Here is a 26,879-nt window from a genome sequence, read left to right as displayed (position 1 = left end):
TCTCCCTGGGTTCCTGGCATGTCCACAAGGGATACGGAAGCGCGCCCCGGCTTGCTCAAGGCCGTCGCCGCTCGCTCAAGGCCTGCGGTACCCTAACGCCATGCGTGCCGTACGCCTTCTGCTTAGCGGGCCGCGCTGATCAGTACCGACCCCGGGTCGAACCGTGAGGTCGGCATCGGCGCGGCGTCCCCTCCTGTGCGAGGGGTTTTTTCATTTCCGCAGGCAGAGACGATCGATGGAGCTTTGAGGATCATGAGCGAGACGAACCCCGCTGCCGCCGCCGCTACGTCGGCGGAGGCAGCGCCGCACCGCTACACGGCCGCGACGGCAGCCGAGATCGAGGCACGCTGGCAGGACTTCTGGGACGCCGACGGCACCTACGCGGCGCCGAACCCCAAGGGTGACCTGGCGGGCGACCCCGTGCTGGTCGCCAAGCCCAAGAAGTTCATCATGGACATGTTCCCGTACCCCTCCGGTGCGGGCCTGCACGTCGGCCACCCGCTGGGTTACATCGCCACCGACGTCTACGCCCGGTTCCAGCGCATGACCGGCCACAACGTCCTGCACACCCTGGGCTTCGACGCCTTCGGCCTGCCCGCCGAGCAGTACGCCGTGCAGACCGGCACGCATCCGCGCGTGTCCACCGAGGCCAACATCGAGAACATGAAGGCCCAACTGCGCCGGCTGGGTCTGGGCCACGACAAGCGCCGGTCCTTCGCCACGATCGACCCGGACTACTACAAGTGGACCCAGTGGATCTTCCTGCAGATCTTCAACTCCTGGTACGACGACGAGGCGAAGAAGGCCCGCCCGATCTCCGAGCTGATCGCCCGGTTCGAGTCCGGTGAGCGCGCGATTCCGGGCACCACGCGCGCGTGGAGCGAGCTGAACCCCCGCGAGCGCGCCGACGTCCTGGGCGAGTACCGCCTGGCCTACGCCTCCGACGCGCCGGTCAACTGGTGCCCGGGCCTGGGTACTGTCCTGGCCAACGAGGAGGTCACCGCCGACGGCCGCTCCGAGCGGGGCAACTTCCCGGTCTTCAAGGCCAAGCTGCGCCAGTGGAACATGCGCATCACCGCCTACGCCGACCGGCTGCTGGAGGACCTGGAGGAGCTGGACTGGCCCGAGGCCATCAAGCTGCAGCAACGCAACTGGATCGGCCGCAGCGAGGGCGCCCGCGTCGACTTCCCGATCGACGGCGAGCACATCACGATCTTCACCACCCGCCAGGACACCCTGTTCGGCGCGACCTACATGGTGCTGGCGCCCGAACACCCGCTGGTGGAGAAGTTCACGCCCGCAGCCTGGCCGGAGGGCACCCACGAGGTGTGGGCCGGCGGCCACGCCACGCCCGCCGAGGCCGTCGCCGCCTACCGCGCGCAGGCCGCCTCGAAGTCCGACGTCGAGCGGCAGGCCGAGGCCAAGGACAAGACCGGCGTCTTCACCGGCGCGTTCGCGACCAACCCGGTCAACGGCCAGCAGATCCCCGTCTTCATCGCCGACTACGTCCTGATGGGCTACGGCACCGGCGCGATCATGGCCGTTCCGGCGCACGACACCCGTGACTTCGCCTTCGCGCGCGCCTTCGAGCTGCCGATCCGCTGCGTGGTCGAGCCGACCGACGGCCGCGGCACCGACACCTCGACGTGGGACGACGCGTTCGTCTCGTACGAGGCGAAGCTGGTCAACTCGGCGAGCGACGAGGTCTCCCTGGACGGTCTGGGCGTCGTCGAGGCCAAAGCCCGCATCACCGAGTGGCTGCAGGGCAAGGGCATCGGCGAGGGCACCGTCAACTTCCGTCTGCGGGACTGGCTGTTCAGCCGCCAGCGCTACTGGGGCGAGCCCTTCCCGATCGTCTACGACGAGGACGGCATCGCCCACGCGCTGCCCGAGTCGATGCTGCCGCTGGAGCTGCCCGAGGTCGAGGACTACAGCCCGCGCACCTTCGACCCGGACGACGCGAACACCCAGCCCGAGACGCCGCTGTCGCGCAACGAGGAGTGGGTGAACGTCACCCTGGACCTGGGCGACGGGCCGAAGAAGTACCGCCGCGAGACCAACACCATGCCCAACTGGGCGGGTTCTTGCTGGTACGAGCTGCGCTACCTGGACCCGCACAACGACCAGTGGCTGGTCGACCCGGAGATCGAGCAGTACTGGATGGGCCCGCGCGAGGGCCAGCCGCACGGCGGTGTCGACCTGTACGTCGGCGGCGCCGAGCACGCCGTGCTGCACCTGCTGTACGCGCGCTTCTGGTCCAAGGTCCTGTACGACCTGGGTTACGTCTCCTCGGCCGAGCCCTTCCACAAGCTGTTCAACCAGGGCATGATCCAGGCCTACGTCTACCGCGACAGCCGTGGCATCGCGGTGCCGGCCGCCGAGGTGGAGGAGCGCGACGGCGCCTACTACTACCAGGGCGAGAAGGTCACCCGGCTGCTGGGCAAGATGGGCAAGTCCCTGAAGAACGCGGTGACGCCGGACGAGATCTGCGCCGAGTACGGCGCCGACACCCTGCGCCTGTACGAGATGGCGATGGGGCCGCTGGACGTCTCCCGGCCGTGGGACACGCGCGCGGTGGTCGGCCAGTTCCGGCTGCTGCAGCGTTTGTGGCGCAACATCGTCGACGAGACGACCGGTGAGGTCACCGTCAGCGACGCCGAGCCCGACGAGGACACCCTGCGCGCCCTGCACAAGGCTGTCGACGGCGTCCGCCAGGACCTGGAGGGCCTGCGCTTCAACACCGCCATCGCCAAGGTCACCGAGCTGAACAACCACCTGACCAAGGCGGGTACGGCGGTGCCGCGCCCGGTCGCCGAGCCGCTGGTGCTGATGGTCGCCCCGCTGGCACCGCACATCGCCGAGGAGCTGTGGCGCAAGCTGGGCCACACCGAATCGGTCGTCCACCAGGACTTCCCGGTCGCCGACCCGGAGTACGTCGTGGACGAGACCGTGACCTGCGTCGTGCAGATCAAGGGCAAGGTCAAGGCCCGCCTGGAGGTGCCGCCGGCCATCTCCGAGGAGGAGCTGGAGAAGGTGGCCCTGGCCGACGAGAAGGTCGTCGCGGCGCTGGGCGGCGCGGGCATCCGCAAGGTGATCGTCCGCGCGCCGAAGCTGGTGAACATCGTTCCGGCGTAACCCGCGGCGAGCGGCGAACAGAGTCTCGGGGTAGTCCCCTACGGGCAGGTTCGGGGTTTCTCTGGAACCCCGCACCTGCCCGCTGCGTTTACCGTGGAAAGCGATGCGGCGAGTGCCGCGCCGGCCCGAGGAGGAGCGTCGTGGAAGCAGTGATCGCCGTGTTCGCCCTGCTTTTCCTGCTCTTCGTCGGCCTGGGCGTGTACGCCACGGTCAAGGCGGTCGGCGCCGCCAAGCGCGGTGTGGACCGGACGATCGAGCAGGCCCGCCGCACGGTCGAGGACCACACTCTGCGCGCCAAGTCCTTCGTCCAGGTCGGCCCCGCCGCCGAGATCGCGCAGCTGCGGCTCGCGCTGCGCACCTCCATGCGTGCCACTCAGGACGCGCTGCACGCGGGCGTGGCCCAGGACGAGTCGCTGCAGGAGTCCCTCGGCCTCTTCCAGCGACTCAGCGCGCACGGGCATGAGCTGGACGCCGACCTCAGGCGCCTGGAGTCGGAGCCGGACCGGGCCGAACTCACCGCACGGCTGCCCGACCTGCGCAGCTGCACCGAGCGCATCACGAAGTCCGCGGACTCACTGCGCCGGGCAGCCCGCGACCGGGCGCGCCGCTTCGTCGAGGACGATCTGGACGCGCTCAGCGACCAGATCGACATCGAGGCCGACGCACTGCGCCACTGGACCCCGGCCGGCTCCGCGGCCGCGTCCGCCGCCCCGGACCACGGCCCGGCGGCGCAGCGCACCGGCTCCGGTCCGCCCCGCCCCGCCGAGGAGCAGACCCGCCAGGCGATCACCCCGCCGTCACCACGCCTCGTCCACCCCTGGCAGAAGAAGCCGCGCCCCGAGAGCACCACCTGACCTGGGCGCTCCGGGCCGCACCATGGGGGCCGGGCTGCCGCTCGCGCACCACGGCAGGTAACCTCCAGCTCATGTCCCGCCATGTCGCGATCGTCACCGATTCAACGGCCTACCTGCCGCCGCGGACGATGGAGCGTCACGGCATCACAGCGGTGCCCCTGACCGTGGTCCTCGGCGACCAGGCACTCGAAGAGGGCACCGAGATCTCCACGCGCTCCCTGGCCCAGGCGCTGCAGAAGCGGCGTCCCGTCACCACCTCGCGCCCCAGCCCCGAGATGTTCGCGGAAACCTACCGCAGGGTCGCCGAGTCCGGCGCCGAGGGGATCGTCTCCCTGCATCTGTCCGCCGAGCTGTCCGGCACCTACGACGCCGCAGTCCTCGCGGCGCGCGAGGCTCCGGTGCCGGTACGGGTGGTGGACACCGGGATGGTCGCGATGGCTCTCGGCTTCTGCGCGCTCGCCGCGGCCGAGGCCGCGGAGGCCGGCGGCACCGTGGACGAGGCCGTCACGGCCGCCGAGAAACGGGCCACGGGCACGTCCGCCTACTTCTACGTCGACACCCTCGACTATCTGCGCCGCGGCGGCCGCATCGGCGCCGCACAGGCCCTGCTCGGTTCCGCGCTCGCCGTCAAACCCCTGCTCCAACTCGACGGCGGCCGCATCGAACTGCTCGAAAAGGTCCGTACGGCGTCCAAGGCCATTGCCCGCCTCGAGGAGATCGCCGCCGAGCGGGCGGGCGACGTCGAGGTCGACATCGCCGTCCACCACCTCGCCGCCCCCGACCGCGCCGCCGCGCTCGCCGACCGGCTGCGCCAACGGGTGCCGGGCCTGGCCGACCTCCATGTCAGCGAGATCGGGGCGGTGATCGGGGCACACACCGGCCCGGGGCTGCTCGGCGCGGTGGTCTCACCTCGCTGACGCTTCACGCGGCCCGCCCATCACTCGTAAGAGTGGCGAAGTTATCCACAACAGGGTGGCCTTCCCCCGAATTCAACCAAGATCATCGCGAATCGGCGGGATGTCTCATCCTCGTCGCATGGCACTTCGATCAGGTTCGCGCACAGCCACTCCGACCAGCGGCCCCGGCCGGGGCCCCGCCTCCGACGGCCGCTTTCACCACCGGCGCCCCACCGGACACCGCCGTGCCCGCCACCACTTGCCGGCACCGGCCGAGGAACTGCGCCGCCGGGCGGATCTCCTCTTCAGTGAACGGGCCGTGAAGTGGCAGGAGTCGGGGAACGGGCCGCCGGATGCGGAGGGATCCGCGAGTCCGCCGACCGTGAGGGCTGCGGGGGCGACAGGCGAGGCGGCGGCCCGAGCGGCCGTGGTGCCCGTCACCGGCCGGGCGTCCGGGCTGAGCCCTCGGAGGACGACCACGGCCCTGCCCGGCCCGACCGCGCGACCGCACGAGGGGCCGGCTGACGGGCCGGCGTCGACCTCGGCGCTCGAAGACGCCGAGCCAGGCGGTGCCGCGGGCACCTTGAAGGCGCCACTGCCCTTCGGCCCCGGCCGGCGGGAGCGTGTGGGGCTCGCGCTGCGGGAGCGGATGCCCGCGTGGTTGCAGGCCCGGTGCGGGGTGGACCGGCGGGGAGCCGTGGCGCTCGCCGTGGTGCTCGTTGCCGCCGCCGTGTTCGCCGTGCAGCACTTCTGGGCCGGGCGGGCCGAATCCCTGAGCGCCCCTCAAGTGGTGCGCGCGGACAAGCCCTACACGGCAGGGCAGACGCCCTACGCCAAGAAGGAAGACGGCGCGAAGGGGAGCGCGGTCGTGTCGGCTACGCCCGGCGGGCAGATCGTCGTGGACGTCAGCGGCAAGGTCCGCAAACCGGGGATCCAGCGGCTGCCGGCCGGCTCCCGGGTGGTCGACGCGCTGCGAGCGGCCGGCGGTGTCCGCCCGGGCGTGAGCACCGAGGGGCTCAACCGGGCCCGTTTCCTGACCGACGGTGAACAGGTCGTCGTCGGCGCACCCGCCGGGGCGATGGCTCAGCCCGGCTTGGCGGCGGGGTCGGCCACCGGACCGGCCGGAGCGGGTCCCGCCGCGCCCGTCTCCCTCGACACGGCCACGGCTGACCAACTCGACGCGCTGCCCGGCGTCGGTCCGGTCCTGGCTCAGCACATCATCGACTACCGCACCCAGCACGGCGGTTTCCACTCGGTGGACGAACTGCGCGAGGTCAACGGCATCGGCGAGCGCCGCTTCGGCGATCTGCGGAAACTGGTACGGCCATGAGCCGCACGATCGTCGACCGGCCGCCGCGGCGCGGAAGTACCGGCCCGTTCGCGGACGCCGGGCGAGGAAGGGGGAGACCGGCGGACCCAGGGACCGGCGGCGCGGGTCGCGGCCCAGAGGAGGACGGGACGGCTCGCGATGACCGGTCGGGGCCCCTGGACCTGCGTCTGGTGCCGCCCGCGCTCGCGGCCTGGGCCACGGCGGCCCTGACCCTGGACGCACCGGCGGCCTGGACGGCCGGGATCGCGGGCGCCTGCCTGGTGAGCGGGGTCGTTCTGCTGTGGGCGCGGGGACCGGGCCGGACCGGACGGCCGGCACCGGCGGCACCTCACGCACCGGCCGTGCGGCCGGAACGGAGCGCGCAGGCCGGGCGGGTACCGGGGAGCGAGGAGGCTCAGCCGCCAGGGCGGTTCGCGTGGGCCCGTGCCTCCGTCGCAGCCGCGCTGCTCTGCGCTGCCGCGGCGGCGGTCTCGGCCGGACTGCACGGGGCGGACGTACGGCGCGGGCCGGTGCCCGAGCTGGCCCGGCGGTACGCGAGCGTGACCGCCGAGGTCGAGGTGAGCGGCGACCCCTGGCTGAGCCGGCCGCGGGTACGCGGTGATCACACGGCGCCGGTGGCGGTACTGGCCAGGGCGGAGGTGCGGCGCGTCGAGCGGAGCGACGGGACGAGCATGCGGACGCGGACTCCGGTGCTGCTGGTCGTCGACGCGGACGTCCCGGTGCCGGAAGGAGTTGCCGCTCGCAACGGCGGTTCTGCGACCGGGGGGAACGCGGCACACCCGGCCGGCCCGGGCGCGTGGGGTACCCAGGGCCCGCAGGGTGGGCGCGAGGCCTGGCAGGGGTTGTTGCCGTCCACGCGCCTGCGGGTCGCAGGACGGCTGGCGCCCGCACTGACCGGTGGCGAGCGGATCGCGGCCGTGCTGCGGGTGCGTGGCGGTCCGGGGCCGAGGATCGTGGCCGGGCCCAGCAGACCGCAACGGCTGGCGGGACGGCTCAGGGCCGGGCTGCGGGCGGCGACCGACGGTCTGCCGGGGGACGCGCGGGCGCTCCTTCCTGGGCTCGTCGTCGGTGACACCTCACGGATCACACCCGAGCTGGACGACGCGTTCAAGGAGACGGATCTGGCGCACACGCTGGCCGTGTCCGGCAGCAATCTCACCGTCCTGCTCGTGCTGCTCGTCGGCCCGCCCGGACTGGCCCAGCTGGCCGAGCGCCGCGGCCTGGCCCGGCGCCTCGGGCTCTCGTTGCGGGCGACCGCGCTGCTCGCCGGAGTGCTCACGCTGGGATTCGTGGTGGTGTGCCGGCCCGACCCCAGCGTGCTGCGGGCGGCGGCCTGCGGCGCGGTCGCGCTGCTCGCCCTGGCCACCGGGCGCCGTAGGTCCCTTCTGCCCGCGCTGGCCACGGCCGTCCTGTTGCTGGTGCTCTACGACCCATGGATGGCCCGCAGCTACGGCTTCCTGCTCTCCGCGCTGGCCACCGGCGCGCTGCTCGTCCTGGCTCCGGGGTGGAGCGAGGGGCTGCGGCGGCGCGGGGTGCCGCCCAGGCTTGCGGAGGCGCTGGCAGCGGCCGCCGCGGCACAGGCGGTGTGTGCGCCGGTCACGGCGGTGCTGTCGGCGCGGGTGAGCCTGGTGGCCGTGCCGTGCAACATGCTGGCCGAGGTGGCGGTGGCACCGGCCACGGTACTGGGGTTCGCGGCGCTGGTGACGGCGCCGGTGGCGATGGAACCGGCCAAGGCATTGGCATGGTGCGCGAGTTGGCCCGCCGGGTGGATCGCCCGAGTCGCCCGGACGGGGGCCGCGCTGCCCGGCGCGGGAGTCGGCTGGCCCGGAAGCTGGCTGGGGGCGCTGGCGCTCGCGGCAGTCACCGTCGCCGTCGTCCTGGCAGGCCGGCGGCTCGCGCGGCACCCGTGGTGGTGCGGGCTGCTCGCGGTGCTGGTGCTGCTGGCGGTGGTGCGGCCGGCGCCGCTGACCCGGGTGATCACGGGCTGGCCGCCATCGGGCTGGCGGTACGCGATGTGCGACGTGGGACAAGGCGACGCGACGGTCCTGGCGGCGGGCGAGGGAGCCGGAGTGGTCGTGGACACCGGACCCGATCCGGCGCTGGTCGACCACTGCCTGCGGCAACTGGGCATCACCCGGATTCCGCTGCTCGTCCTGACACACTTCCACGCCGACCATGTCGCGGGACTGCGCGGGGTCCTGCGGGGCCGTTCGGTGGCCGCGATCGAGACCACGGGATTCGAGGAGCCCGCCGATCAGGCCGAGTTCGTCGGAAGGGAGGCGGCGGCGCGGCACATTCCGGTCACGCGGGCCGTGGCGGGAGAGGAGCGGCGCACCGGACCGCTGTCCTGGCGGGTCCTGTGGCCCCCGCCCGGCATCCGGCCACCTGGAGACACACGAACCCCGCTCTGGCCCGGCCCGGTGCCGGAGCCGGAGGGGCCGAACGACGCCAGCGTCGCGATGCTGGTCCGCTCCGGCGGGCTGCGGCTGCTGTTGCTGGGCGATCTCGAACCGCCGGAGCAGCAGGCGCTGGCGCGGTCACCGGAGGCGGCGGAGCTGGCCGGTGTGGACGTGCTGAAGGTGGCCCATCATGGATCCGCCTATCAGGATCCGGAGCTGATACGGCTCGCGGCTCCCCGCGTGGCCCTCATCAGTTGCGGTGAGGACAACCCGTACGGACACCCGGCACCGGCGACCGTGGCCGCGCTGCGGGCGGGCGGAGCGCTGGTCCTGCGCACCGACCGGGACGGAGAACTCGCGGTCGGCGGGACCGGAGGGACGGGTGGGGAGGTGCGGGTGGCCAGAGACCGATGACCGGGTGTTCGCCAGACTGGGGCCATGGACTCACGTCAGGCCGACGCCTATCTCCGCCGCATCGGCGCGGAGCGCCCCCCGAAACCCACCAGCCGGGCGCTGCGCGACCTGCATCTGCGCCATCTGTGGACCGTGCCCTTCGAGAACCTGTCGATCCACCTCGGCGAGGAGATCGTGCTGGAGGAGGAGCGGTTGCTGGACAAGCTGATCCGACGCGGGCGGGGCGGCTTCTGCTATGAACTGAACGGCGCCTTCGGCGCGTTGCTCGCCGCGCTCGGCTACGAGGTCGAGCTGCTCGCGGCACGCGTGTACGGCGACGGGGGGCGGCTCGGCATCCCCTACGACCATCTCGCCCTGCGCGTGCGGACGGTGGAGGGCGACCGCTGGCTCGCGGACGTCGGGTTCGGGGCACACAGCCACCACCCGCTGAGCTGCACGGACCGTGCGGAGCAGGTGGACCCCGGCGGGGTGTTCCGGGTGGTGGACGCCGGGCCGGACGCGGCCGGGGTGGGTGGCGGAGACCTGGCCGGGACCGCAGATCTGGACGTCGTACGGGACGGGAGGCCGCAGTACCGGCTGGAGACGCGGCCCCGGGTGCTCGGGGACTTCGTGGCCGGTGCCTGGTGGCACAGCACCTCGACGCTGTCGCACTTCACCCGGTCGCTGGTCTGCTCGCGGGTCACCGAGGACGGCGGGCGGATCACGCTCAGCGGGCGCGAACTGAAGACGACGGCGGGCGACGGTACGCGCGGCGTGCGGGAGCTGGAGACGGATGAGGAGGTGCTGACGGTGTACCGGGAGGGGTTCGGGATCCAGCTGGCCCATGTGCCGGCTGTGTCGGCCGCCGGCTGAGTAACCGGAGGGCGGCAGCCGGTCGGCGATCACGCCGTGCGCTGATGCTGCACGGCGTGATCCGCACCGGCACGCTCGATTCCGAGGACCTCTGCCTCGGCAACGGCATGGAGGCGAGGCGCGGGCGGCCTGCCGGGCCACCACCGAGCTGCCCCGGGACGACTTCACCGTGAGCCGGCAGGCCATGCCGGCGCGGGGTGTCGCGGTCGCCGGCCCGAGCATCCGGGTCGACCTCGACGCGCAGAGTGCCCAAGAGCTGACCTGGCGGTTCGGTTTCCGCGCGGTGCCGGAGAATGTGTCCGTGAGTGATGTGCGACATGTGCTGGTGCTGCCCGACCGGGACGCGGCGGAGGAGGCGGCCGAGGCGCTCGGGGTGCGGTTCGGCATCGACGAGGAAGCGCGGCTCGTGCGAGACGCGCTGGCCGGGGAGGACGACGCCGAGGACGCGCAGTGGCTGGTGCTGCTGCGGGACGAGGACGGGCGGCTGGATCCGGCGGAACTGGACGCGTTCGCGGGCGAGTGGGAGGGCTGGCGCGAGGAGCCGTAGCCCACGGGCCACTCGCTGCGACGTGTCCCGCGTCCCTGACCCTGTGTCCGGTCCCGGCGCTCAGTACCGGCGCTGCTCCCGGTCCTGGCCCCTGGCTACCTTTCCCGGCCCCTGCTCCGAGCGCTGGCTCCGGCCCCGCTGCCCGGCCCGGCTTCTGTGCCCGGCTCCCGGTCCCTGGCCCGAGCCTCTGGTCCCGGCTCGCCCCGGTTCCGCCGCCGAGGCTCCGGCCCCGGTTCCGCCGCCGGTCGGCGTCGGCTCCGGCCCCGAGTCGGCTCAGCCTCTGGCATTCGCCGGCTCAGCCGGTTCCGCCCCGGGACCGGCCCCCTGAACCCGCACCCCACCCGGCCTCGGTCCGCAGCCTCGACCCGACCGACCGCAGGGTCCCGGCCCCGAGGTCTGCTCCGGGTGCGGTCCGGGATCCGTCGGGGTTGGCGGGAGGCCTGGTTGTCAGTCGCGCGTGGGATGCTGTGAGCGATGGCCAGGAAGACTGCGAATGACGACCCTCTCGCCCCGGTGACGCTCGCCGTCGGCCAGGAGGACCTCCTGCTCGACCGTGCCGTGCAGGAGGTGGTGGCCGCCGCCAAGGCCGCCGACGCCGACACGGACGTACGCGACCTCAGCCCGGACCAGTTGCAGCCCGGCACGCTCGCCGAGCTCACCAGCCCCTCGCTCTTCGCGGAGCGGAAAGTCGTGGTCGTGCGCAATGCGCAGGACCTGTCCGCCGACACGGTCAAGGACGTGAAGGCGTATCTCGGAGCGCCCGCCGAGGAGATCACGCTCGTGCTGCTTCACGCGGGCGGAGCCAAGGGAAAAGGGCTACTGGACGCCGCCCGCAAGGCGGGCGCGCGCGAGGTCGCCTGCCCGAAGATGACCAAGCCGGCGGACCGGCTGGCCTTCGTGCGGGGCGAGTTCCGCTCCTTCGGACGGTCGGCCACGCCCGAGGCGTGCCAGGCGCTCTGCGACGCCATCGGCAGCGATCTGCGGGAGCTGGCCTCGGCGGTCTCCCAACTGGTCGCCGACGTGGAGGGCACGATCGACGAGGCCGTCGTCGGGCGGTACTACACCGGCCGGGCCGAGGCCTCCAGCTTCACGGTCGCGGACCGGGCCGTGGAGGGGCGTACGGCGGAGGCACTGGAGGCGCTCAGATGGTCGCTGGCGACGGGCGTGGCGCCGGTGATGATCACCAGTGCGCTCGCCCAGGGCGTGCGGGCGATCGGGAAGCTGTCCTCCGTGCGCGGTGGGCGGCCGGCGGATCTGGCGCGGGAGCTGGGGATGCCGCCCTGGAAGATCGATCGGGTACGGCAGCAGATGAGGGGATGGACACCGGACGGGGTCGCGGTGGCGATGCGGGCGATCGCCGAGGCCGACGCGGGGGTGAAGGGCGGCGGCGATGACCCCGAGTACGCACTGGAGAAGGCCGTCGTGGTGATCGCCCGCGCCGCTCGGTCGCGCGGCCGCGGGTAAGTACGGACAGGCATACGGGGCTCCCTCAGGCACCGACGCCGGCTCCGTCCCCGGACCGCACCGGGGCTCTGCCTCAGCTCGCGTCGGTGGCTTCGTCCTTCGGCCCCCGCAGGGGCTCTGCTCCGGCCCGTCGGCGGCTCCCTCCCCGGAGCCCGCCAGGGGCTCGCCCCGGACATCCGGCGTCTCCGTTTCGGATCCCGCCGGGCACGTCACCCCGGCCTGCGCCGAACGAGCCCCCGGACCGGCAGGAGACGGGCCCCGGACACCGTGCAACGCCCGGACCGCACTCGTCAAAGGGTGCCCCCGGACCCGTCCCGGCCACCCGTCTCGGCCCCCCCGATCTCACCTCACCGTGCATTTCACGGCGGAACGACCATCACAGGTCGCCGACCCAGCCGCCCGGACACTGCCCGCGCCCGCCCGCACATACCGAAAACCCCGCCGCCCACCCTGGGGAAGGGGGAACGGCGGGGCCTTCGAGTGGAGCTGGTGGATTCGCACCCGCGTGGCGAACGCAGGCCGCGTGCGAATCCGGGGTGCCGGTCGGGAGCGGATGAGAGAGGGCCCGCTCTGGGTCCTTCCGGCGGTCAGATCAAAGAGGAGGTTCAGCCCTTGAGGGACGCGACCTTGGAGGCAAGCGCCGACTTCTTGTTGGCGGCCTGGTTCTTGTGGATGACGCCCTTCGAGACGGCCTTGTCGAGCGCACGCGCGGCAGCGCGCTGCATCTCGGTGGCCTTCTCGACGTCACCCGCGGCAGCGGCCTCGCGGGCCTTGCGGATCGCGGTCTTCAGGGAGGACTTGACGGCCTTGTTGCGCAGCCGGGCCTTCTCGTTGGTCTTGATCCGCTTGATCTGGGACTTGATGTTCGCCACGAAGGAGCCTTTTCAGGTTCAGGTGCGGGGCCGCGAGGGTCCCGGACCGGTGATCCAAAATTATATGTCGTGCCTCGCGCCGAGAGGGCATGAGGCACAGCCATCTACAGTACCAGTGGCCCTGCGAGCGGCCCAAAACGGTACCCGGTCCCTCCGCGTGGGACCATGGAGGCTACGTATCGATCCGACCCGAGGCATAAGGCGCCTCAAGAGACAGGACCCTGCGTGCCCGCGACCCCTAACCATGTGCCCGAGCCGAGCCGTACCGCCCCGGCTCTGATCCGCAATTTCTGCATCATCGCGCACATCGACCACGGCAAGTCCACGCTCGCCGACCGGATGCTCCAGCTGACCGGTGTGGTCGAGCAGCGGCAGATGCGTGCTCAGTACCTCGACCGGATGGACATCGAGCGCGAGCGCGGCATCACGATCAAGTCCCAGGCGGTGCGTCTGCCCTGGGCCCCCACCGAGGGCCCCGACCAGGGCACGACCCACATCCTCAACATGATCGACACCCCGGGGCACGTCGACTTCACCTACGAGGTCTCGCGGTCGCTCGCCGCCTGTGAGGGGACCATCCTCCTCGTCGACGCCGCCCAGGGCATCGAGGCGCAGACCCTCGCCAACCTCTACCTGGCGATGGAGAACGACCTCACGATCATCCCCGTGCTCAACAAGATCGACCTTCCGGCGGCCCAGCCGGAGAAGTTCGCCGAGGAGCTGGCGAACCTGGTCGGCTGTGACCCGGAGGACGTCCTCAAGGTCTCCGCCAAGACCGGTCTCGGCGTCGATGCGCTGCTGAACAAGGTCGTCAAGGAGATCCCGGGGCCGGTCGGTGTCGCCGACGCGCCCGCCCGCGCGATGATCTTCGACTCGGTATACGACTCCTACCGCGGTGTCGTGACGTACGTCCGTGTCATCGACGGCCAGCTCAACAGGCGCGAGCGCATCAGGATGATGTCGACCGGCGCCACCCATGAACTGCTGGAGATCGGCGTCAACTCGCCCGAGATGCTGCCGGCCGACGGCCTCGGCGTCGGTGAGGTGGGTTACCTGATCACCGGTGTGAAGGACGTCCGCCAGTCCAAGGTCGGTGACACCGTCACCAGCCAGAACAAGGGCGCCACCGAGGCCCTCGGCGGATACAAGGACCCGAAGCCGATGGTCTTCTCCGGGCTGTATCCGCTGGACGGCTCCGACTACCCGGAGCTGCGCGAGGCGCTGGACAAGCTGCAGCTCAACGACGCCGCGCTGGTGTACGAGCCGGAGACCTCCGCGGCCCTCGGCTTCGGCTTCCGCGTCGGATTCCTCGGGCTCCTCCACCTCGATGTCATCCGGGAGCGGCTGGAGCGCGAGTTCGGCCTCGACCTGATCGCCACCGCCCCGAACGTGGTCTACCGGGTGATCATGGAGGACGGCAGCGAGCACACCGTCACCAATCCGAGCGAGTTCCCCGAGGGGAAGATCGACGAGGTCTTCGAGCCGGTCGTACGGGCGACGATCCTCGCGCCGACCGAGTTCATCGGCGCGATCATGGAGCTGTGCCAGACCCGGCGCGGCACCCTGCTCGGCATGGACTACCTCTCCGAGGACCGCGTCGAGATCCGCTACACCCTGCCGCTCGCGGAGATCGTCTTCGACTTCTTCGACCAGCTGAAGTCCAAGACGCGCGGGTACGCCTCCCTCGACTACGAGCCCACGGGCGAGCAGAGCAGCTCCCTGGTCAAGGTCGACATCCTGCTGCACGGCGACAAGGTCGACGCCTTCTCGGCGATCACCCACAAGGACCAGGCGTACGCGTACGGCGTGCGGCTCGTCGCCAAGCTCAAGGAGCTGATCCCGCGGCAGAACTTCGAGGTGCCGGTGCAGGCCGCCATCGGCTCCCGGGTCATCGCCCGCGAGACCATCCGCGCCATCCGCAAGGACGTCCTCGCCAAGTGCTACGGCGGTGACATCTCCCGTAAGCGCAAGCTGCTGGAGAAGCAGAAGGAAGGCAAGAAGCGGATGAAGATGGTGGGTTCCGTGGAGGTTCCGCAGGAGGCCTTCATCGCGGTTCTGTCCAGTGATGACGGTGCGGGGTCGGTCAAGGGCAAGAAGTAACCAGCGGTAACAACCGGTCACGTCCACAACCGGGACACAAGGGGGCCCGTCGTGCGAAAGCGCGGCGGGCCCCTGTGCGTCCATGGCGTCACGCCGAGTGGAAAGTGACTGGCCGAAGCCCCTTACGCAGCGGCCGGTCGCGGCTTACTCTGATCCCTGCTCGATAGTTACTCGCGAGTTAAACAACAGCGCAGCAGCAGCACGAACCCCCCACCGTGAGTGAACCCAGCCGCACCGAGTACGCCGCACCGTCGCGGGCCCCGGAGGATGTCGTGAGCGACACACAGACCCTGATCGAGAACCGTCCGCCGTCCGTGGCGGCCCTCTTCCTGGAGCGCGTGGCGGCCACACCGGACGCCGAGGCCTACCGCCATCCGGTGCCTCCTGCCTCCGGTCAGGGCCCCGACGAGTGGAAGTCGCTCAGCTGGGCGCAGGCGGCCGAGCGGGTCTACGCGATCGCTGCCGGCCTCATCGAACTGGGCGTGCAGCCCGAGCAGCGCGTGGCGCTCGCCTCCTCCACCCGGGTCGAGTGGATCCTCGCCGACCTCGGCATCCTGTGCGCGGGCGGCGCGACCACCACCGTCTACCCGCAGACCAACGCCGACGAGTCGGCGTTCATCCTCTCCGACTCCGAGAGCCGGGTGCTGATCGCCGAGGACGCGGCCCAGGTCGCCAAGGCGGTCGAGAAGCGTGCCGAGCTGTCCGACCTGGTCAAGGTCGTCGTCATCGACCCGGCCGGCGTCCAGACGGACGACTGGGTCATCACCCTCGCGGAGCTGGAGCGGCGCGGCGCCGCCCACCTGGAGCAGCACCCTCAGCTGATCAAGGAGCGGGTCGGCGCGATCACCAAGGACCAGCTCGCCACCCTCATCTACACCTCCGGTACCACCGGCCGCCCCAAGGGAGTGCGGCTCCCGCACGACAACTGGGCGTACATGGCCAGGGCGATCGCGGCGACCGGCCTGGTCACCATGGACGACGTGCAGTACCTGTGGCTGCCGCTCGCGCACGTCTTCGGCAAGGTGCTCACCTCCGGCCAGATCGAGGTCGGGCACGTCACCGCCGTCGACGGCCGCGTCGACAAGATCATCGAGAACCTTCCGGTGGTGCAGCCGACCTACATGGCGGCCGTGCCGCGCATCTTCGAGAAGGTCTACAACGGCGTCGCCGCCAAGGCCCGCGAGGGCGGCCCGGCCAAGTACAAGATCTTCCAGTGGGCCGCCGAGGTGGCCCGCGAGTACGCCAAGGTCACCCAGGACAACTTCCGCCGCACCGGCACCACCGCTGCGCCGTTCGGGCTCGCCGCCAAGCACAAGGTCGCCGACACCCTCGTCTACGCCAAGCTCCGCGAGGCCTTCGGCGGCCGGCTGCGCGCCTGTGTCTCCGGCGCTTCCGCGCTCGCACCCGAGATCGGCTACTTCTTCGCCGGCGCCGGCATCCACATCCTGGAGGGCTACGGCCTCACCGAGTCCTCCGCCGCCTCCTTCGTCAACCCCGGCGAGGCCTACCGCACCGGCACGGTCGGCAAGCCGCTGCCCGGCACGGAGGTGCGCATCGCCGAGGACGGCGAGATCCTGCTGCGCGGCCCCGGCATCATGCAGGGCTACCACAAGCTGCCCGAGAAGACCGCCGAGGTGCTGGAGCCCGACGGCTGGTTCCACACCGGTGACATCGGCGAGCTGTCGCCCGACGGCTACCTGCGCATCACCGACCGCAAGAAGGACCTGATCAAGACCTCCGGCGGCAAGTACGTCGCGCCGGCCGAGGTCGAGGGGCAGTTCAAGGCGGTGTGCCCCTACGTCTCCAACATCCTGGTGCACGGCGCCGACCGGAACTACTGCACCGCCCTCATCGCCCTCGACGAGATCGCGATCCTGGACTGGGCCAAGGAGAACGGCCTGGAGGGCAGGTCGTACGCCGAGATCGTCGCAGCTCCGCAGACGGTCGAGATGGTCGACGGGTACGTGCAGCAGCTCAACGCCGGGCTGCAGAAGTGGCAGACCATCAAGAAGTTCCGGCTGCTGCCGCGGGATCTCGACGTGGAGCACGGGGAGATCACACCGAGCCTGAAGCTGAAGCGGCCGGTCGTGGAGCGGGAGTACAAGGACCTCATCGAGGAGATGTACGCCGGGACCAGGGAGAAGTAACGCGGCTGCGGCGCGGATCGGCGGCGGGCCCGCTGTGGCCTGCCGTTGCCACGCGGCGGGGCCGCACGGCGGCGGCAGGCCCGCTCCGCTCGGGGGGATTGCGCTCGCCTGCGCTCAAAAGTCGCCCACTTCTGTCCACTTCAGTAACTCGCCGCTTATGGGTGCCCCCGGTCTGTCACCCTGGCCGCATGGACATGGCGGCCATACCCGCACAGAGGGAGAGTGAGCCCCGGGCCAGGGAGGCCAGCGGCCGGGCGACACTGCCCGGGACCCCCCTCGCGCCCGGGTCGGCCCGTGCGCTGGTGCGGGCCGCGCTGGCCGAGGCGTCCGGGGTCTCGGCACGGCTCCTCGACGACGCCATGGCCGTGGTCAGCGAGCTGGTCACCAACGCCGTCGTGCACGCCGGTACCGATGTGCAGGTCGACTGGCGGCTGGAGGAGACCGGTGCGTTCGTCGTGGAGGTGGGCGACCTGCACCCCTCCCGCGCCCCGCGCGACGCCCTCGGCGGCGACGGCTCGTACGACGCCGCCGAGTACGGGCGCGGCCTGCGCCTGGTCACCACGCTCGCCGAGTCCTGGGGTGTCACCTACCGGGCCGGCGCCAAGACCGTCTGGGCGCGGCTGCCGCCCGGTGGCGTGGACGACCCGGACGCGTCCGCGCCGGACGCGGCCCTGGAGGTCGCCGAGGACCTGGCCCCGCAGCCGCAGCCGCACCGCGCCGACAGTGACCGGGACTGGCTCGGCCGGGGCGCGCTGTCGTTCCTCGCCGAAGCGTCCGACCTGCTCGCCGGACAGCTGGACGAGAACCTGGTCACGGCCCTCACCGGCCAGCTCATCGTGCCCCGGCTCGCCGACTGGTGCGCGGTGTGGCTGGAGGACGAGGCGACCGTGCGCGGCGGCGCAGCCGACGGCCCCGACCGGGTCTGGCACGCCAGCGAGAACCGCATCGAGGAACTGCGGTGCGCCCTGGAGAAGGAGCCGCCCTGTCCCGGTGGGGGCCTGCGCTCCGGCCCCGAACCGTATCCGTGGCCCGGTCCCGCGCTGGGCCCGCAGGGCGCCGACGGAACGGCGCTGGCGTACCGGTTGATCGCGGGCGGCCGGCCGCTCGGCACGCTGGTCATCGGCCGGTGCGGGCCGGGCGGCTTTCCCGAGGAGGTCACCGGTCTCGTGGAGGACCTGGGCCGCCGGGTGGCCCTCGCGATCGGCGCGGCCCGCCAGTACGCCCGCCAGGCCACCATCAGCGCGGTCCTCCAGCGCGGTCTGCTGCCCGGCGCGGTCGCCGAGATCCCGGGTATGAGCAGCGCCCTCGTCTACGAGCCCTGTGACAAGGGCGGCCCGAGCGGCGACTTCTACGACCTGTTCCCGGCGGGCGACGGCCGCTGGTGCTTCGCCGTCGGGGACGTGCAGGGCAAGGGCCCCGAGGCAGCCGTCGTGATCGGTCTCGCCCGCCCCTGGCTCCGCCTGCTGGCCCGCGAGGGCTACCGCGTCGCCGACGTCCTCGACCGCCTCAACCAGCTCCTCCTGGACGACGCCACCGAGGCCGCCGACGCTGCCGCGCGCGCCCTGGCCGCGGCGGGCGGCCGTCCGGTGGCCGCCGGGGAAGGCCCGCAGACCCGCTTCCTGTCGCTCCTGTACGGCGAGCTGACGCCGTACGACGGTGGGGTCCGCTGCACGCTGGCCTCCGCGGGCCACCCGCTTCCGCTCGTGCTGAGCCCCGACGGCACCGTGCGTACGGCGGCCGGCCCGCAGACCCTGCTCGGCGTGGTCGAGGACGAGACGTACACCAGCGAGAGCCTCGACCTGCGACCCGGCGACAGCCTGCTGTGCGTCACCGACGGGGTCACCGAGCGACGCTCCGGCTCCCGCCAGTTCGACGACGGCGACGGCCTCGCCCGCGCCCTTTCCGGCTGCGCGGGCCTGAGCGCGGAGGAGATCGCGGAGAGGATCCGCGGCCTGGTCCACGACTTCAGCGGCGGCCCACCCGAGGACGACCTCGCGCTGCTGGTCCTGCAGGCGGGGTGACGGCGGCCGGGTCACGGCAGCGGTGCTGGACAATGGAAGACATGCCTTCCGCACTCCCCGACGGCGAGCCCGTCCCCGGTGACGGCGCGCTGCCCACGCACGCGCTCGCCGGCGCCGCCGAGCGGCCCCTCGGGTTCTATCTCCACGTGCCGTACTGCGCGACCCGCTGCGGCTACTGCGACTTCAACACCTACACCGCGACCGAGCTGCGCGGCACCGGCGGCGTCCTGGCGTCCCGCGACAACTACGCGGACACGCTGACGAACGAGATCCGGCTCGCCCGCAAGGTGCTCGGCGACGACCCGCGCCAGGTCCGCACGGTGTTCGTCGGCGGTGGTACGCCCACCCTGCTGGCCGCCGACGATCTCGTGCGCATGCTGCGGGCCGTCCGGGACGAGTTCGGTCTGGCGCCGGACGCCGAGATCACGACGGAGGCGAACCCCGAGTCGGTCGACCCGGCGTACCTGGCCACGCTCCGGGAGGGCGGTTTCAACCGGATCTCCTTCGGCATGCAGAGCGCGCGGCCGCACGTGCTGCGCGTGCTCGACCGCACCCACACCCCCGGGCGCCCCGAGGCCTGCGTCGCGGAGGCCAGGGCGGCGGGCTTCGAGCACGTCAACCTCGACCTGATCTACGGCACGCCCGGGGAGAGCGACGACGACTGGCGGGCCTCCCTGGACGCGGCGACCGGGGCGGGCCCGGACCACATCAGCGCCTACGCGCTCATCGTCGAGGAGGGCACACAGCTGGCCCGCCGTGTCGGCCGCGGTGAGATCCCGATGACCGACGACGACGTGCACGCGGACCGGTACCTGATCGCCGAGGAGACCCTGGGCGGGGCGGGCTTCGCGTGGTACGAGGTCTCCAACTGGGCCGCTTCGGAAGCGGGCCGCTGCCTGCACAACGAGCTGTACTGGCGCGGTGCCGACTGGTGGGGCGCCGGCCCCGGGGCGCACTCGCACGTGGGCGGCGTGCGCTGGTGGAACGTCAAGCATCCGGGTGCGTACGCCGCGGCCCTCGCCTCCGGACGGTCACCGGGGGCGGGACGCGAGGTGCTGTCCGACGAGGACCGCCGGGTGGAGCGCGTCCTGCTGGAGCTGCGGCTGCGGGAGGGGGTGCCGCTGTCCCTGCTGAAGCACGAGGGACTGGCGGCGTCCCGGCGCGCGCTGGCGGAAGGGCTCCTTCAGGAAGGGCCGTACGAGGAGGGGCGGGCCGTGCTGACCCTGCGGGGGCGGTTGCTTGCGGATGCGGTGGTGCGGGACCTGGTGGACTGATCACCCGGGCGAGTGAATCGGTGCGGAAGGCGGGTTCGGTCCCCAAACCTGGTTCGAAAGCTGCCGCCGAAGCAAGCGGCGGATGTGGAGGGCCACGGAGATGACCGCTCGCGCTCGAGAACCACCAGGTCCGGTACCGGCTCGCCGACCTCATCGACGACGTCGACATCCTGGATCTGCAGACGGGACCACCGCTGCCGTGGGATCTGGTCCATCGAGTCTTCCACCTCGTGCCGGCCTCGGGACGCCGGCTGCCGTGCCGACCGATCACGATGGTCGTCGAGGTCGTCTCCAAGCCCAGCGCGCAGCGGGACTACGAGATCAAGCGGTCGATCTACGCCGCGGGTGGGGTGCCTACCTGCCTGTCTCGTCGTGGATCCGATCATGGCGCAGTGCGTCCTGCTGACGCGGCCCGTCGGGAAGGGGGAGGACGCCGACCACCAGCGACAGCAGCTCACCAGGTTCGGGGCGCCACTGCCGCTGGAGGAGCTCGAACTCGATTTGGACACCACCGAGTTCGGAACGTTCCCCGACGTCAAGCCGCACCGCTGTCCGTGACGAAATCGATCAGCTCCTCCACCCGGCCCAGTAGCTCCGGTTCCAGGTCCTTGTAGGACGTCACCCGTTTCAGGATGGCCTGCCACACCGCCCCGGTGTTCTCCGACGGCCAGCCCAGCGCCCGGCACACACCCGTCTTCCAGTCCTGGCCCTTCGGCACCGTCGGCCACGCCGGGATGCCCAGCGCCGTCGGCTTCACCGCCTGCCAGATGTCGATGTACGGGTGGCCGACGACCAGCGCGTGCCCGCTCGTCACCGACTCGGCGATCCGCCACTCCTTCGTACCCGGGACCAGGTGGTCCACCAGCACGCCCAGACGGGCGTCCGGGCCCGGCGCGAACGAGGACACGATCGCCGGCAGGTCGTCCACGCCCTCCAGGTACTCCACCACCACGCCCTCGATGCGCAGGTCGTCGCCCCAGACCTTCTCGACCAGCTCGGCGTCGTGCCGGCCCTCGACGTAGATGCGGCCGGCGCGGGCCACGCGTGCGCGGGCGCCGGGGACGGCGACCGAGCCGGAGGCGGTACGGGAGGGCCGTACCGGGCCACCGGACGACGGCCGCACCAGCGTCACCACCCGGCCCTCCAACAGGAAGCCCCGCGGCTCCAGCGGGAACACCCGGTGCTTGCCGAAGCGGTCCTCCAGCGTCACCGTGCCCGCCTCGCAGCGGATCACCGCCCCGCAGAAACCGGTGCCGGGCTCCTCCACCACCAGGCCCGGTTCCGCGGGCACCTCCGGCACGGCCTTCTGCCGCTTCCACGGCGGGGTCAGGTCGGTGGCGTACGAACGAGCGCGCGGCCTCGAAGGGCCCTCGTCGGAAGGGCGGTGGCGGGAGACGGGTGGGCGCATTCGGATGACGATAGGAGAAGCGGTCGGCGCGTGCTCACGACACGCCGAAACGGGCGGCCAGCGCGTCGCGTTGGCGTCGTACGAAGCCTGCGTCCACCACCGCTCCGTGACCGGGTACGTACAGTGCGTCCTCGCCGCCCAGCGAGAGGAGCCGGTCGAGGGCGTCCGGCCAGCGGGACGGGACCGCGTCCGGGCCGGCCTGCGGTTCCCCGGACTCCTCGACCAGGTCGCCGCAGAAGACCACCTCCTGCTCCCCGGGCACGAGGACCGCGAGATCGTGTCCGGTGTGGCCCGGGCCCACGTTGGCCAGCAGGACCTGCCGGCCGTCGCCGAGGTCCAGCGTCCACTCGCCCGAGACCAGGTGGGAGGGCGGCACGAGCGCGTCCACCGCCTCGTCGGCCTCCGCCACCGGCAGGCCGTTGCGCACGGCGTCCAGGCGCAGCTCCTCGCGCTCGCGCGCGAGCACCGCGTCGACGCCCACCGCACCGAAGATCTCCGCGCCCGCGAACACCGCCGCTCCGAGGACATGGTCGAAGTGCGGATGGGTCAGCGCGAGATGGGTCACACGGCCGCCGGCCAGTTCCTCCGCGCGGGCCCGGAGCCGGGCGCCCTCGGCGAGGCTCGAGCCGGCGTCCACCAGCAGTGCCGCGCCCGTCCCGAGGACCAGGCCGGCCGTGCAGTCCCAGCCGGGCAGCCGGCACCGGCCGACCCCCGTGGCCAGCCGCTCCCATCCCAGCTCTTCCCAAGTCACCGTCATACCGCGACGCTATCCGCACGAGTCGCCGCGACGGCACCGACCTTGCCCCGGGTGTACCCGACAGCCGTACACTGGGCCGGGACGCTGGCACTCGCATGCGACGAGTGCCAGGGGGACGAACGCAGGGCCGAGCGGAACCGAGGGGACCACATGCTGGAGGTGTGCGCGAATGCTGAGTGAACGCAGACTTCAGGTGCTGCGCGCCATCGTCCAGGACTACGTGGGCACCGAGGAGCCGGTCGGTTCGAAGGCCCTCACCGAGCGGCACAACCTCGGGGTGTCCCCGGCGACGGTCCGCAACGACATGGCGGCCCTGGAGGACGAGGGGTACATCGCCCAGCCGCACACCAGCGCGGGGCGCATCCCCACCGACAAGGGCTACCGGCTGTTCGTGGACAAGCTGGCGGGTGTCAAGCCGATGACCGCGCCCGAGCGGCGGGCCATCCAGAACTTCCTGGAGGGCGCCGTCGACCTCGACGACGTCGTGGCGCGGACCGTGCGGCTGCTCGCCCAGCTCACCCGGCAGGTCGCCGTCGTGCAGTACCCGTCGCTGACCCGGTCCACCGTCCGGCACGTGGAGCTGCTCTCGCTCGCCCCCGCGCGCGTGATGCTCGTGCTGATCACGGACACCGGGCGGGTCGAGCAGCGGATGGTCGACTGCCCGGCGCCCTTCGGCGAGGCCTCCCTCGCCGACCTGCGCGCGCGGCTGAACAGCCGGGTCGCGGGCCGCCGGTTCGCGGACGTGCCGAAGCTGCTCGAGGACCTGCCGGAGGCCTTCGAGGCCGAGGACCGCGGTACTGTCTCGACGGTGCTCTCCACTCTCCTGGAGACACTCGTCGAGGAGAACGAGGAGCGGCTGATGATCGGCGGCACCGCCAATCTCACCCGCTTCGGGCATGACTTTCCCCTCACGATCCGGCCGGTGCTCGAGGCGCTTGAGGAGCAGGTCGTGCTCCTCAAGCTGCTCGGCGAGGCGAAGGATCCGGGCGTGACGGTGCGTATCGGGCACGAGAACGCCCACGAGGGACTCAACTCCACCTCCGTGGTGTCGGTCGGCTACGGTTCGGGCGGCGAGGCGGTTGCCAAGCTCGGCGTGGTCGGACCGACCCGCATGGACTATCCGGGAACGATGGGAGCGGTACGCGCAGTGGCACGGTACGTCGGACAGATCCTGGCGGAGTCGTAAGTGGCCACGGACTACTACGCCGTTCTCGGCGTGCGCCGCGACGCGTCGCAGGATGAGATCAAGAAGGCGTTCCGCCGGCTCGCCCGCGAGCTGCACCCGGACGTCAACCCGGACCCGAAGACCCAGGAGCGGTTCAAGGAGATCAACGCCGCTTACGAGGTGCTGTCGGACCCGCAGAAGAAGCAGGTCTACGACCTCGGCGGCGACCCGCTCTCGCAGAGCGGCGCCGGCGCGGGCGGCTTCGGAGCCGGTGGCTTCGGCAACTTCTCCGACATCATGGACGCGTTCTTCGGCACGGCGTCGCAGCGCGGGCCGCGCTCGCGCACCCGGCGGGGCCAGGACGCGATGATCCGGATCGAGGTCGAGCTGGACGAGGCGGCCTTCGGGACGACCAAGGACATCCAGGTCGACACCGCGGTCGTCTGCAATACCTGCAACGGCGAGGGCGCGGCGCCCGGCACGTCCGCCCAGACGTGTGACATGTGCCGTGGCCGGGGCGAGGTCTCGCAGGTCACCCGTTCCTTCCTGGGCCAGGTCATGACCTCGCGGCCGTGCCCGCAGTGCCAGGGCTTCGGCACGGTGGTGCCGACCCCGTGCCCCGAGTGCGCGGGTGACGGCCGGGTCCGCTCCCGCCGCACCCTCACGGTCAAGATCCCGGCCGGTGTCGACAACGGCACGCGGATCCAGCTCGCCGGTGAGGGCGAGGTCGGGCCGGGCGGCGGTCCGGCCGGTGACCTGTACGTCGAGATCCACGAGCTGCCGCACCAGACCTTCCAGCGGCGCGGCGACGACCTGCACTGCACGGTGACGATCCCGATGACGGCGGCGGCGCTCGGCACGAAGGTGCCGCTGGAGACCCTGGACGGCATGGAGGAGGTCGACATCCGGCCCGGTACCCAGTCCGGCCAGTCCATCCCGCTGCACAACCGGGGCGTCACGCACCTGCGCGGCGGCGGCCGGGGCGACCTGGTCGTGCACGTCGAGGTGCAGACCCCGACCAAGCTCGACCCCGAGCAGGAACGGCTCCTGCGCGAGCTGGCCAAGCTGCGCGGCGAGGAACGCCCGCAGGGACAGTTCCAGCCGGGGCAGCAGGGGCTGTTCAGCCGGTTGAAGGATGCCTTCAACGGTCGCTGACGTGAGCCGGAGGGTGGCCGGAGGTCCCGGGGGTGGCTCCCCGGGCGGGCACGGTGAGCCGGGGCTGCAGGGGCTGTTCAGGGGGCTGACGGATGCCTTCAACGGCCGCTGAGACGCCGGGTGCGGGGTGCCTCCGCGCCCCGTATGCCGTTGTCCTATGCCGTGTGAAGCCCCGATTCGGACTCTTTCAAAGGACGTGACAACATGCGGTCATGTCCTCCGCACTGACCGATCTCTTCCTCCACCCGATCGTGCAGGCCCCCATGGCGGGCGGCGTCTCCGTCCCGCAGCTCGCCGCTGCCGTGTCCGAGGCGGGTGGCCTCGGGTTTCTCGCCGCCGGGTACAAGACCGCCGACGGCATGTACCAGGAGATCAAGCAGCTGCGGGGGCTCACCGCCCGCCCCTTCGGCGTGAACGTGTTCATGCCGCAGCCCGAACACCCCGGCGCGGGCACCGGCTCCGCCGGAGCGGCCAACGCCGCGCCGCCTTCCGGCGCCGTCGAGGTCTACGCCCACCAGCTGGCCGGTGAGGCCGCCTGGTACCGGACCGAGCTGGGCGACCCGGACAGCGGCCGGGACGACGGCTACGACGCCAAGCTCGCCGTGCTCCTCGACAACCCGGTGCCGGTGGTCTCGTTCCACTTCGGCGTGCCGGGCCCCGAGGTCTTCGACAGCCTGCGCCGCGTCGGTACCCACACCCTGGTCACCGCCACCACCGCCGAGGAGGCCCGCGCGGTCGAGCGGGCCGGCGCGGACGCGGTGATCGCGCAGGGCGTGGAGGCCGGCGGCCACCAGGGCACCCACCGCGACCTCCCCGAGAACGACGGCGCCGGCATCGGCCTGCTGTCGCTCGTCGCGCAGATCCGCGAGGCCGTCGGCATCCCGGTCGTCGCCGCCGGCGGCATCATGCGCGGCAGCCAGATCGCCGCCGTCCTCGCGGCCGGCGCGAGCGCGGCCCAGCTCGGCACCGCCTTCCTCGCCACCCTCGAGTCCGGCGCCCACGCCGTGCACAAGCAGGCGCTGACCAACCCCCTGTTCACCCACACCGAGCCGACCCGCGCGTTCTCCGGTCGGCCGGGGCGCGCACTGGTCAACCGGTTCCTGCGCGAGCACGGCCCCTATGCCCCCGCCGCCTACCCGGACGTCCACCACCTCACCTTGCCGCTGCGCAAGGCCGCCGCGAAGGCCGGCGACGCGCAGGGCATGGCGCTGTGGGCGGGGCAGGGGCACCGGCTGGCCCGCGCGCTGCCCGCCGGTGAGCTGGTGGAGGTGCTGGCCGCCGAGCTCGCCGCCGCCCGGACCGCGTTGTCGGCCGAGGGCGGTCTGCGATGACCGCGCCGGTGTTCGTGGTCGACTCGCTGGAGGGCGTGGGCCCCGGCTCTGCCGTCGACGTCACGGGACCCGAGGGACGGCACGCGGTCTCCGTACGGCGCCTGCAGCCGGGCGAGCACGTGGTGCTGACCGACGGCAAGGGGCGCGGGGCCGCCGGCGTGGTCGTCGGCGTCTCGGGCAAGGACCACCTGGTCGTGGAGCCCCACGAGTTCCCGGTGGAGCCCGAGCCCAGCCCCCGGATCACCGTCGTGCAGGCGCTCCCGAAGGGCGACCGGGGCGAACTCGCCGTCGAGACGATGACGGAGACCGGTGTCGACGCGATCGTGCCCTGGCAGGCGGCCCGCTGCATCACCCAGTGGAAGGGTGAGAGGGGCCAGAAGGCGCTCGCCAAGTGGCGGGCCACCGCGCGCGAGGCCGGCAAGCAGTCCCGCAGGCTGCGCTTCCCCGAGGTCGCGGACGCGGCAAGCACCAAGCAGGTTGCGGCACTTCTCGCCGCAGCCGACTTCGCCGCCGTCCTGCACTCCGACTTCGAGCACGCAGGCGGACGGCTGTCGACCGCCGAACTGCCCGCCGAGGGCGAGATCGTACTGGTCGTCGGCCCGGAAGGAGGCGTTGCCCGGGACGAGTTGGCGCTCTTCGAGGAGGCGGGTGCCGGGGCGTACGTGCTCGGTCCTACCGTGTTGCGTACATCAACCGCCGGCACCGCCGCCGTGGCCCTGCTGCTGGGCCGCACCGGCCGCTGGTCCTGACCCCTGGGG

Annotated in this window: 20 protein-coding genes; 17 read left to right on the top strand and 3 right to left on the bottom strand. The window is 72.2% G+C overall.

The genetic code is table 11. From position 1 onward, the window contains the following. The first annotated feature begins 252 nt into the window (after nucleotides 1-252). From leuS to holA, 8 genes are all read left to right on the top strand, one after another. Nucleotides 253-3,135, top strand: a complete 2,883-nt coding sequence (leuS, locus tag AC5WRT_RS20620) for a leucine--tRNA ligase (RefSeq protein ID WP_496100479.1) — start codon at nucleotides 253-255, stop codon at nucleotides 3,133-3,135. Nucleotides 3,136-3,275: 140 nt separating this feature from the next. Beyond that, entirely contained in the window at nucleotides 3,276-3,989 is a 714-nt protein-coding gene (locus AC5WRT_RS20615) for a hypothetical protein (RefSeq protein WP_496100478.1), read from the top strand. A gap of 71 nt (nucleotides 3,990-4,060) precedes the next feature. After that, complete coding sequence (locus AC5WRT_RS20610) at nucleotides 4,061-4,906, top strand: DegV family protein (protein WP_496094829.1); 846 nt, start codon at nucleotides 4,061-4,063, stop codon at nucleotides 4,904-4,906. Nucleotides 4,907-5,468: 562 nt separating this feature from the next. Continuing rightward, complete coding sequence (locus AC5WRT_RS20605) at nucleotides 5,469-6,215, top strand: ComEA family DNA-binding protein (protein WP_496100477.1); 747 nt, start codon at nucleotides 5,469-5,471, stop codon at nucleotides 6,213-6,215. Between the two features lie 155 nt (nucleotides 6,216-6,370). Next, nucleotides 6,371-9,028 carry a ComEC/Rec2 family competence protein gene (locus tag AC5WRT_RS20600; RefSeq protein ID WP_496100492.1) on the top strand — a complete coding sequence of 886 codons (2,658 nt, stop codon included), beginning with the start codon at nucleotides 6,371-6,373 and terminating at the stop codon, nucleotides 9,026-9,028. A gap of 24 nt (nucleotides 9,029-9,052) precedes the next feature. Next, nucleotides 9,053-9,880: an arylamine N-acetyltransferase family protein gene (locus tag AC5WRT_RS20595; protein ID WP_496094831.1), complete on the top strand. Its 828-nt coding sequence runs from the start codon at nucleotides 9,053-9,055 to the stop codon at nucleotides 9,878-9,880. 301 nt (nucleotides 9,881-10,181) lie between these two features. Continuing rightward, nucleotides 10,182-10,427: a hypothetical protein gene (locus AC5WRT_RS20590; RefSeq protein ID WP_496094882.1), complete on the top strand. Its 246-nt coding sequence runs from the start codon at nucleotides 10,182-10,184 to the stop codon at nucleotides 10,425-10,427. A 474-nt stretch (nucleotides 10,428-10,901) separates the two neighbouring features. Further along, entirely contained in the window at nucleotides 10,902-11,891 is a 990-nt protein-coding gene (holA, locus tag AC5WRT_RS20585; RefSeq protein WP_496094832.1) for a DNA polymerase III subunit delta, read from the top strand. Nucleotides 11,892-12,496: 605 nt separating this feature from the next. Here the strand turns inward: holA and rpsT are convergent. Beyond that, complete coding sequence (rpsT, locus tag AC5WRT_RS20580) at nucleotides 12,497-12,763, bottom strand: 30S ribosomal protein S20 (protein ID WP_496094833.1); 267 nt, start codon at nucleotides 12,761-12,763, stop codon at nucleotides 12,497-12,499. 225 nt (nucleotides 12,764-12,988) lie between these two features. Here rpsT and lepA point away from each other — a divergent pair, with 225 nt between their 5' ends. From lepA to AC5WRT_RS20555, 5 genes are all read left to right on the top strand, one after another. Beyond that, entirely contained in the window at nucleotides 12,989-14,863 is a 1,875-nt protein-coding gene (lepA, locus tag AC5WRT_RS20575) for a translation elongation factor 4 (RefSeq protein WP_496094834.1), read from the top strand. 272 nt (nucleotides 14,864-15,135) lie between these two features. Beyond that, nucleotides 15,136-17,010 (top strand): AMP-dependent synthetase/ligase, encoded by a 1,875-nt coding sequence (locus tag AC5WRT_RS20570; RefSeq protein ID WP_496100476.1) that lies wholly within the window; start codon nucleotides 15,136-15,138, stop codon nucleotides 17,008-17,010. Nucleotides 17,011-17,204: 194 nt separating this feature from the next. Then, complete coding sequence (locus tag AC5WRT_RS20565; RefSeq protein ID WP_496094883.1) at nucleotides 17,205-19,031, top strand: SpoIIE family protein phosphatase; 1,827 nt, start codon at nucleotides 17,205-17,207, stop codon at nucleotides 19,029-19,031. 41 nt (nucleotides 19,032-19,072) lie between these two features. Next, nucleotides 19,073-20,305 (top strand): radical SAM family heme chaperone HemW, encoded by a 1,233-nt coding sequence (gene hemW / locus AC5WRT_RS20560; protein ID WP_496094836.1) that lies wholly within the window; start codon nucleotides 19,073-19,075, stop codon nucleotides 20,303-20,305. Between the two features lie 384 nt (nucleotides 20,306-20,689). Next, nucleotides 20,690-20,863: a hypothetical protein gene (locus AC5WRT_RS20555; RefSeq protein ID WP_496100475.1), complete on the top strand. Its 174-nt coding sequence runs from the start codon at nucleotides 20,690-20,692 to the stop codon at nucleotides 20,861-20,863. On the opposite strand, the gene AC5WRT_RS20550 is transcribed toward AC5WRT_RS20555, so the two are convergent. Both AC5WRT_RS20550 and AC5WRT_RS20545 read right to left on the bottom strand, forming a co-directional pair. Next, nucleotides 20,841-21,713 (bottom strand): DUF3097 domain-containing protein, encoded by an 873-nt coding sequence (locus tag AC5WRT_RS20550; RefSeq protein WP_496094838.1) that lies wholly within the window; start codon nucleotides 21,711-21,713, stop codon nucleotides 20,841-20,843. The two genes, AC5WRT_RS20555 and AC5WRT_RS20550, sit on opposite strands and share 23 nt — an antisense overlap. 34 nt (nucleotides 21,714-21,747) lie before the next feature. Next, on the bottom strand, nucleotides 21,748-22,470 hold the full coding sequence (locus AC5WRT_RS20545) for an MBL fold metallo-hydrolase (protein ID WP_496094839.1): 723 nt from the start codon (nucleotides 22,468-22,470) through the stop codon (nucleotides 21,748-21,750). 169 nt (nucleotides 22,471-22,639) lie between these two features. Here AC5WRT_RS20545 and hrcA point away from each other — a divergent pair, with 169 nt between their 5' ends. The 4 genes from hrcA to AC5WRT_RS20525 all read left to right on the top strand — a co-directional run bounded on the left by hrcA (nucleotide 22,640) and on the right by AC5WRT_RS20525 (nucleotide 26,870). Next, nucleotides 22,640-23,656: a heat-inducible transcriptional repressor HrcA gene (gene hrcA, locus AC5WRT_RS20540; RefSeq protein WP_496094840.1), complete on the top strand. Its 1,017-nt coding sequence runs from the start codon at nucleotides 22,640-22,642 to the stop codon at nucleotides 23,654-23,656. Further along, nucleotides 23,657-24,790 (top strand): molecular chaperone DnaJ, encoded by a 1,134-nt coding sequence (gene dnaJ / locus AC5WRT_RS20535; protein WP_496094841.1) that lies wholly within the window; start codon nucleotides 23,657-23,659, stop codon nucleotides 24,788-24,790. 212 nt (nucleotides 24,791-25,002) lie between these two features. Next, nucleotides 25,003-26,121 (top strand): nitronate monooxygenase, encoded by a 1,119-nt coding sequence (locus AC5WRT_RS20530; RefSeq protein WP_496094842.1) that lies wholly within the window; start codon nucleotides 25,003-25,005, stop codon nucleotides 26,119-26,121. Continuing rightward, nucleotides 26,118-26,870: a 16S rRNA (uracil(1498)-N(3))-methyltransferase gene (locus AC5WRT_RS20525; RefSeq protein WP_496094843.1), complete on the top strand. Its 753-nt coding sequence runs from the start codon at nucleotides 26,118-26,120 to the stop codon at nucleotides 26,868-26,870. Before AC5WRT_RS20530 ends, AC5WRT_RS20525 begins: the two co-directional genes overlap by 4 nt. Nucleotides 26,871-26,879 lie beyond the last annotated feature (9 nt).

This window comes from Streptomyces sp. NTD91 (genome assembly GCF_059510455.1).
The sequence above is the reverse complement of the archived record's forward strand: the minus strand, read 5'-3'. Positions and strand labels throughout refer to the sequence as shown.

Excerpts from the sequence above, each read along its gene's own strand:
- AC5WRT_RS20595 (WP_496094831.1), top strand. The coding sequence starts at position 9,053 with ATGGACTCACGTCAGGCCGACGCCTATCTCCGCCGCATCGGCGCGGAG.
- hrcA (WP_496094840.1), top strand. The coding sequence starts at position 22,640 with ATGCTGAGTGAACGCAGACTTCAGGTGCTGCGCGCCATCGTCCAGGAC.
- AC5WRT_RS20530 (WP_496094842.1), top strand. The coding sequence starts at position 25,003 with ATGTCCTCCGCACTGACCGATCTCTTCCTCCACCCGATCGTGCAGGCC.
- AC5WRT_RS20555 (WP_496100475.1), top strand. The coding sequence starts at position 20,690 with ATGGCGCAGTGCGTCCTGCTGACGCGGCCCGTCGGGAAGGGGGAGGAC.
- AC5WRT_RS20610 (WP_496094829.1), top strand. The coding sequence starts at position 4,061 with ATGTCCCGCCATGTCGCGATCGTCACCGATTCAACGGCCTACCTGCCG.
- AC5WRT_RS20525 (WP_496094843.1), top strand. The coding sequence starts at position 26,118 with ATGACCGCGCCGGTGTTCGTGGTCGACTCGCTGGAGGGCGTGGGCCCC.
- hemW (WP_496094836.1), top strand. The coding sequence starts at position 19,073 with ATGCCTTCCGCACTCCCCGACGGCGAGCCCGTCCCCGGTGACGGCGCG.
- leuS (WP_496100479.1), top strand. The coding sequence starts at position 253 with ATGAGCGAGACGAACCCCGCTGCCGCCGCCGCTACGTCGGCGGAGGCA.
- AC5WRT_RS20545 (WP_496094839.1), bottom strand. The coding sequence starts at position 22,470 with ATGACGGTGACTTGGGAAGAGCTGGGATGGGAGCGGCTGGCCACGGGG.
- AC5WRT_RS20550 (WP_496094838.1), bottom strand. The coding sequence starts at position 21,713 with ATGCGCCCACCCGTCTCCCGCCACCGCCCTTCCGACGAGGGCCCTTCG.
- AC5WRT_RS20565 (WP_496094883.1), top strand. The coding sequence starts at position 17,205 with ATGGCGGCCATACCCGCACAGAGGGAGAGTGAGCCCCGGGCCAGGGAG.
- holA (WP_496094832.1), top strand. The coding sequence starts at position 10,902 with ATGGCCAGGAAGACTGCGAATGACGACCCTCTCGCCCCGGTGACGCTC.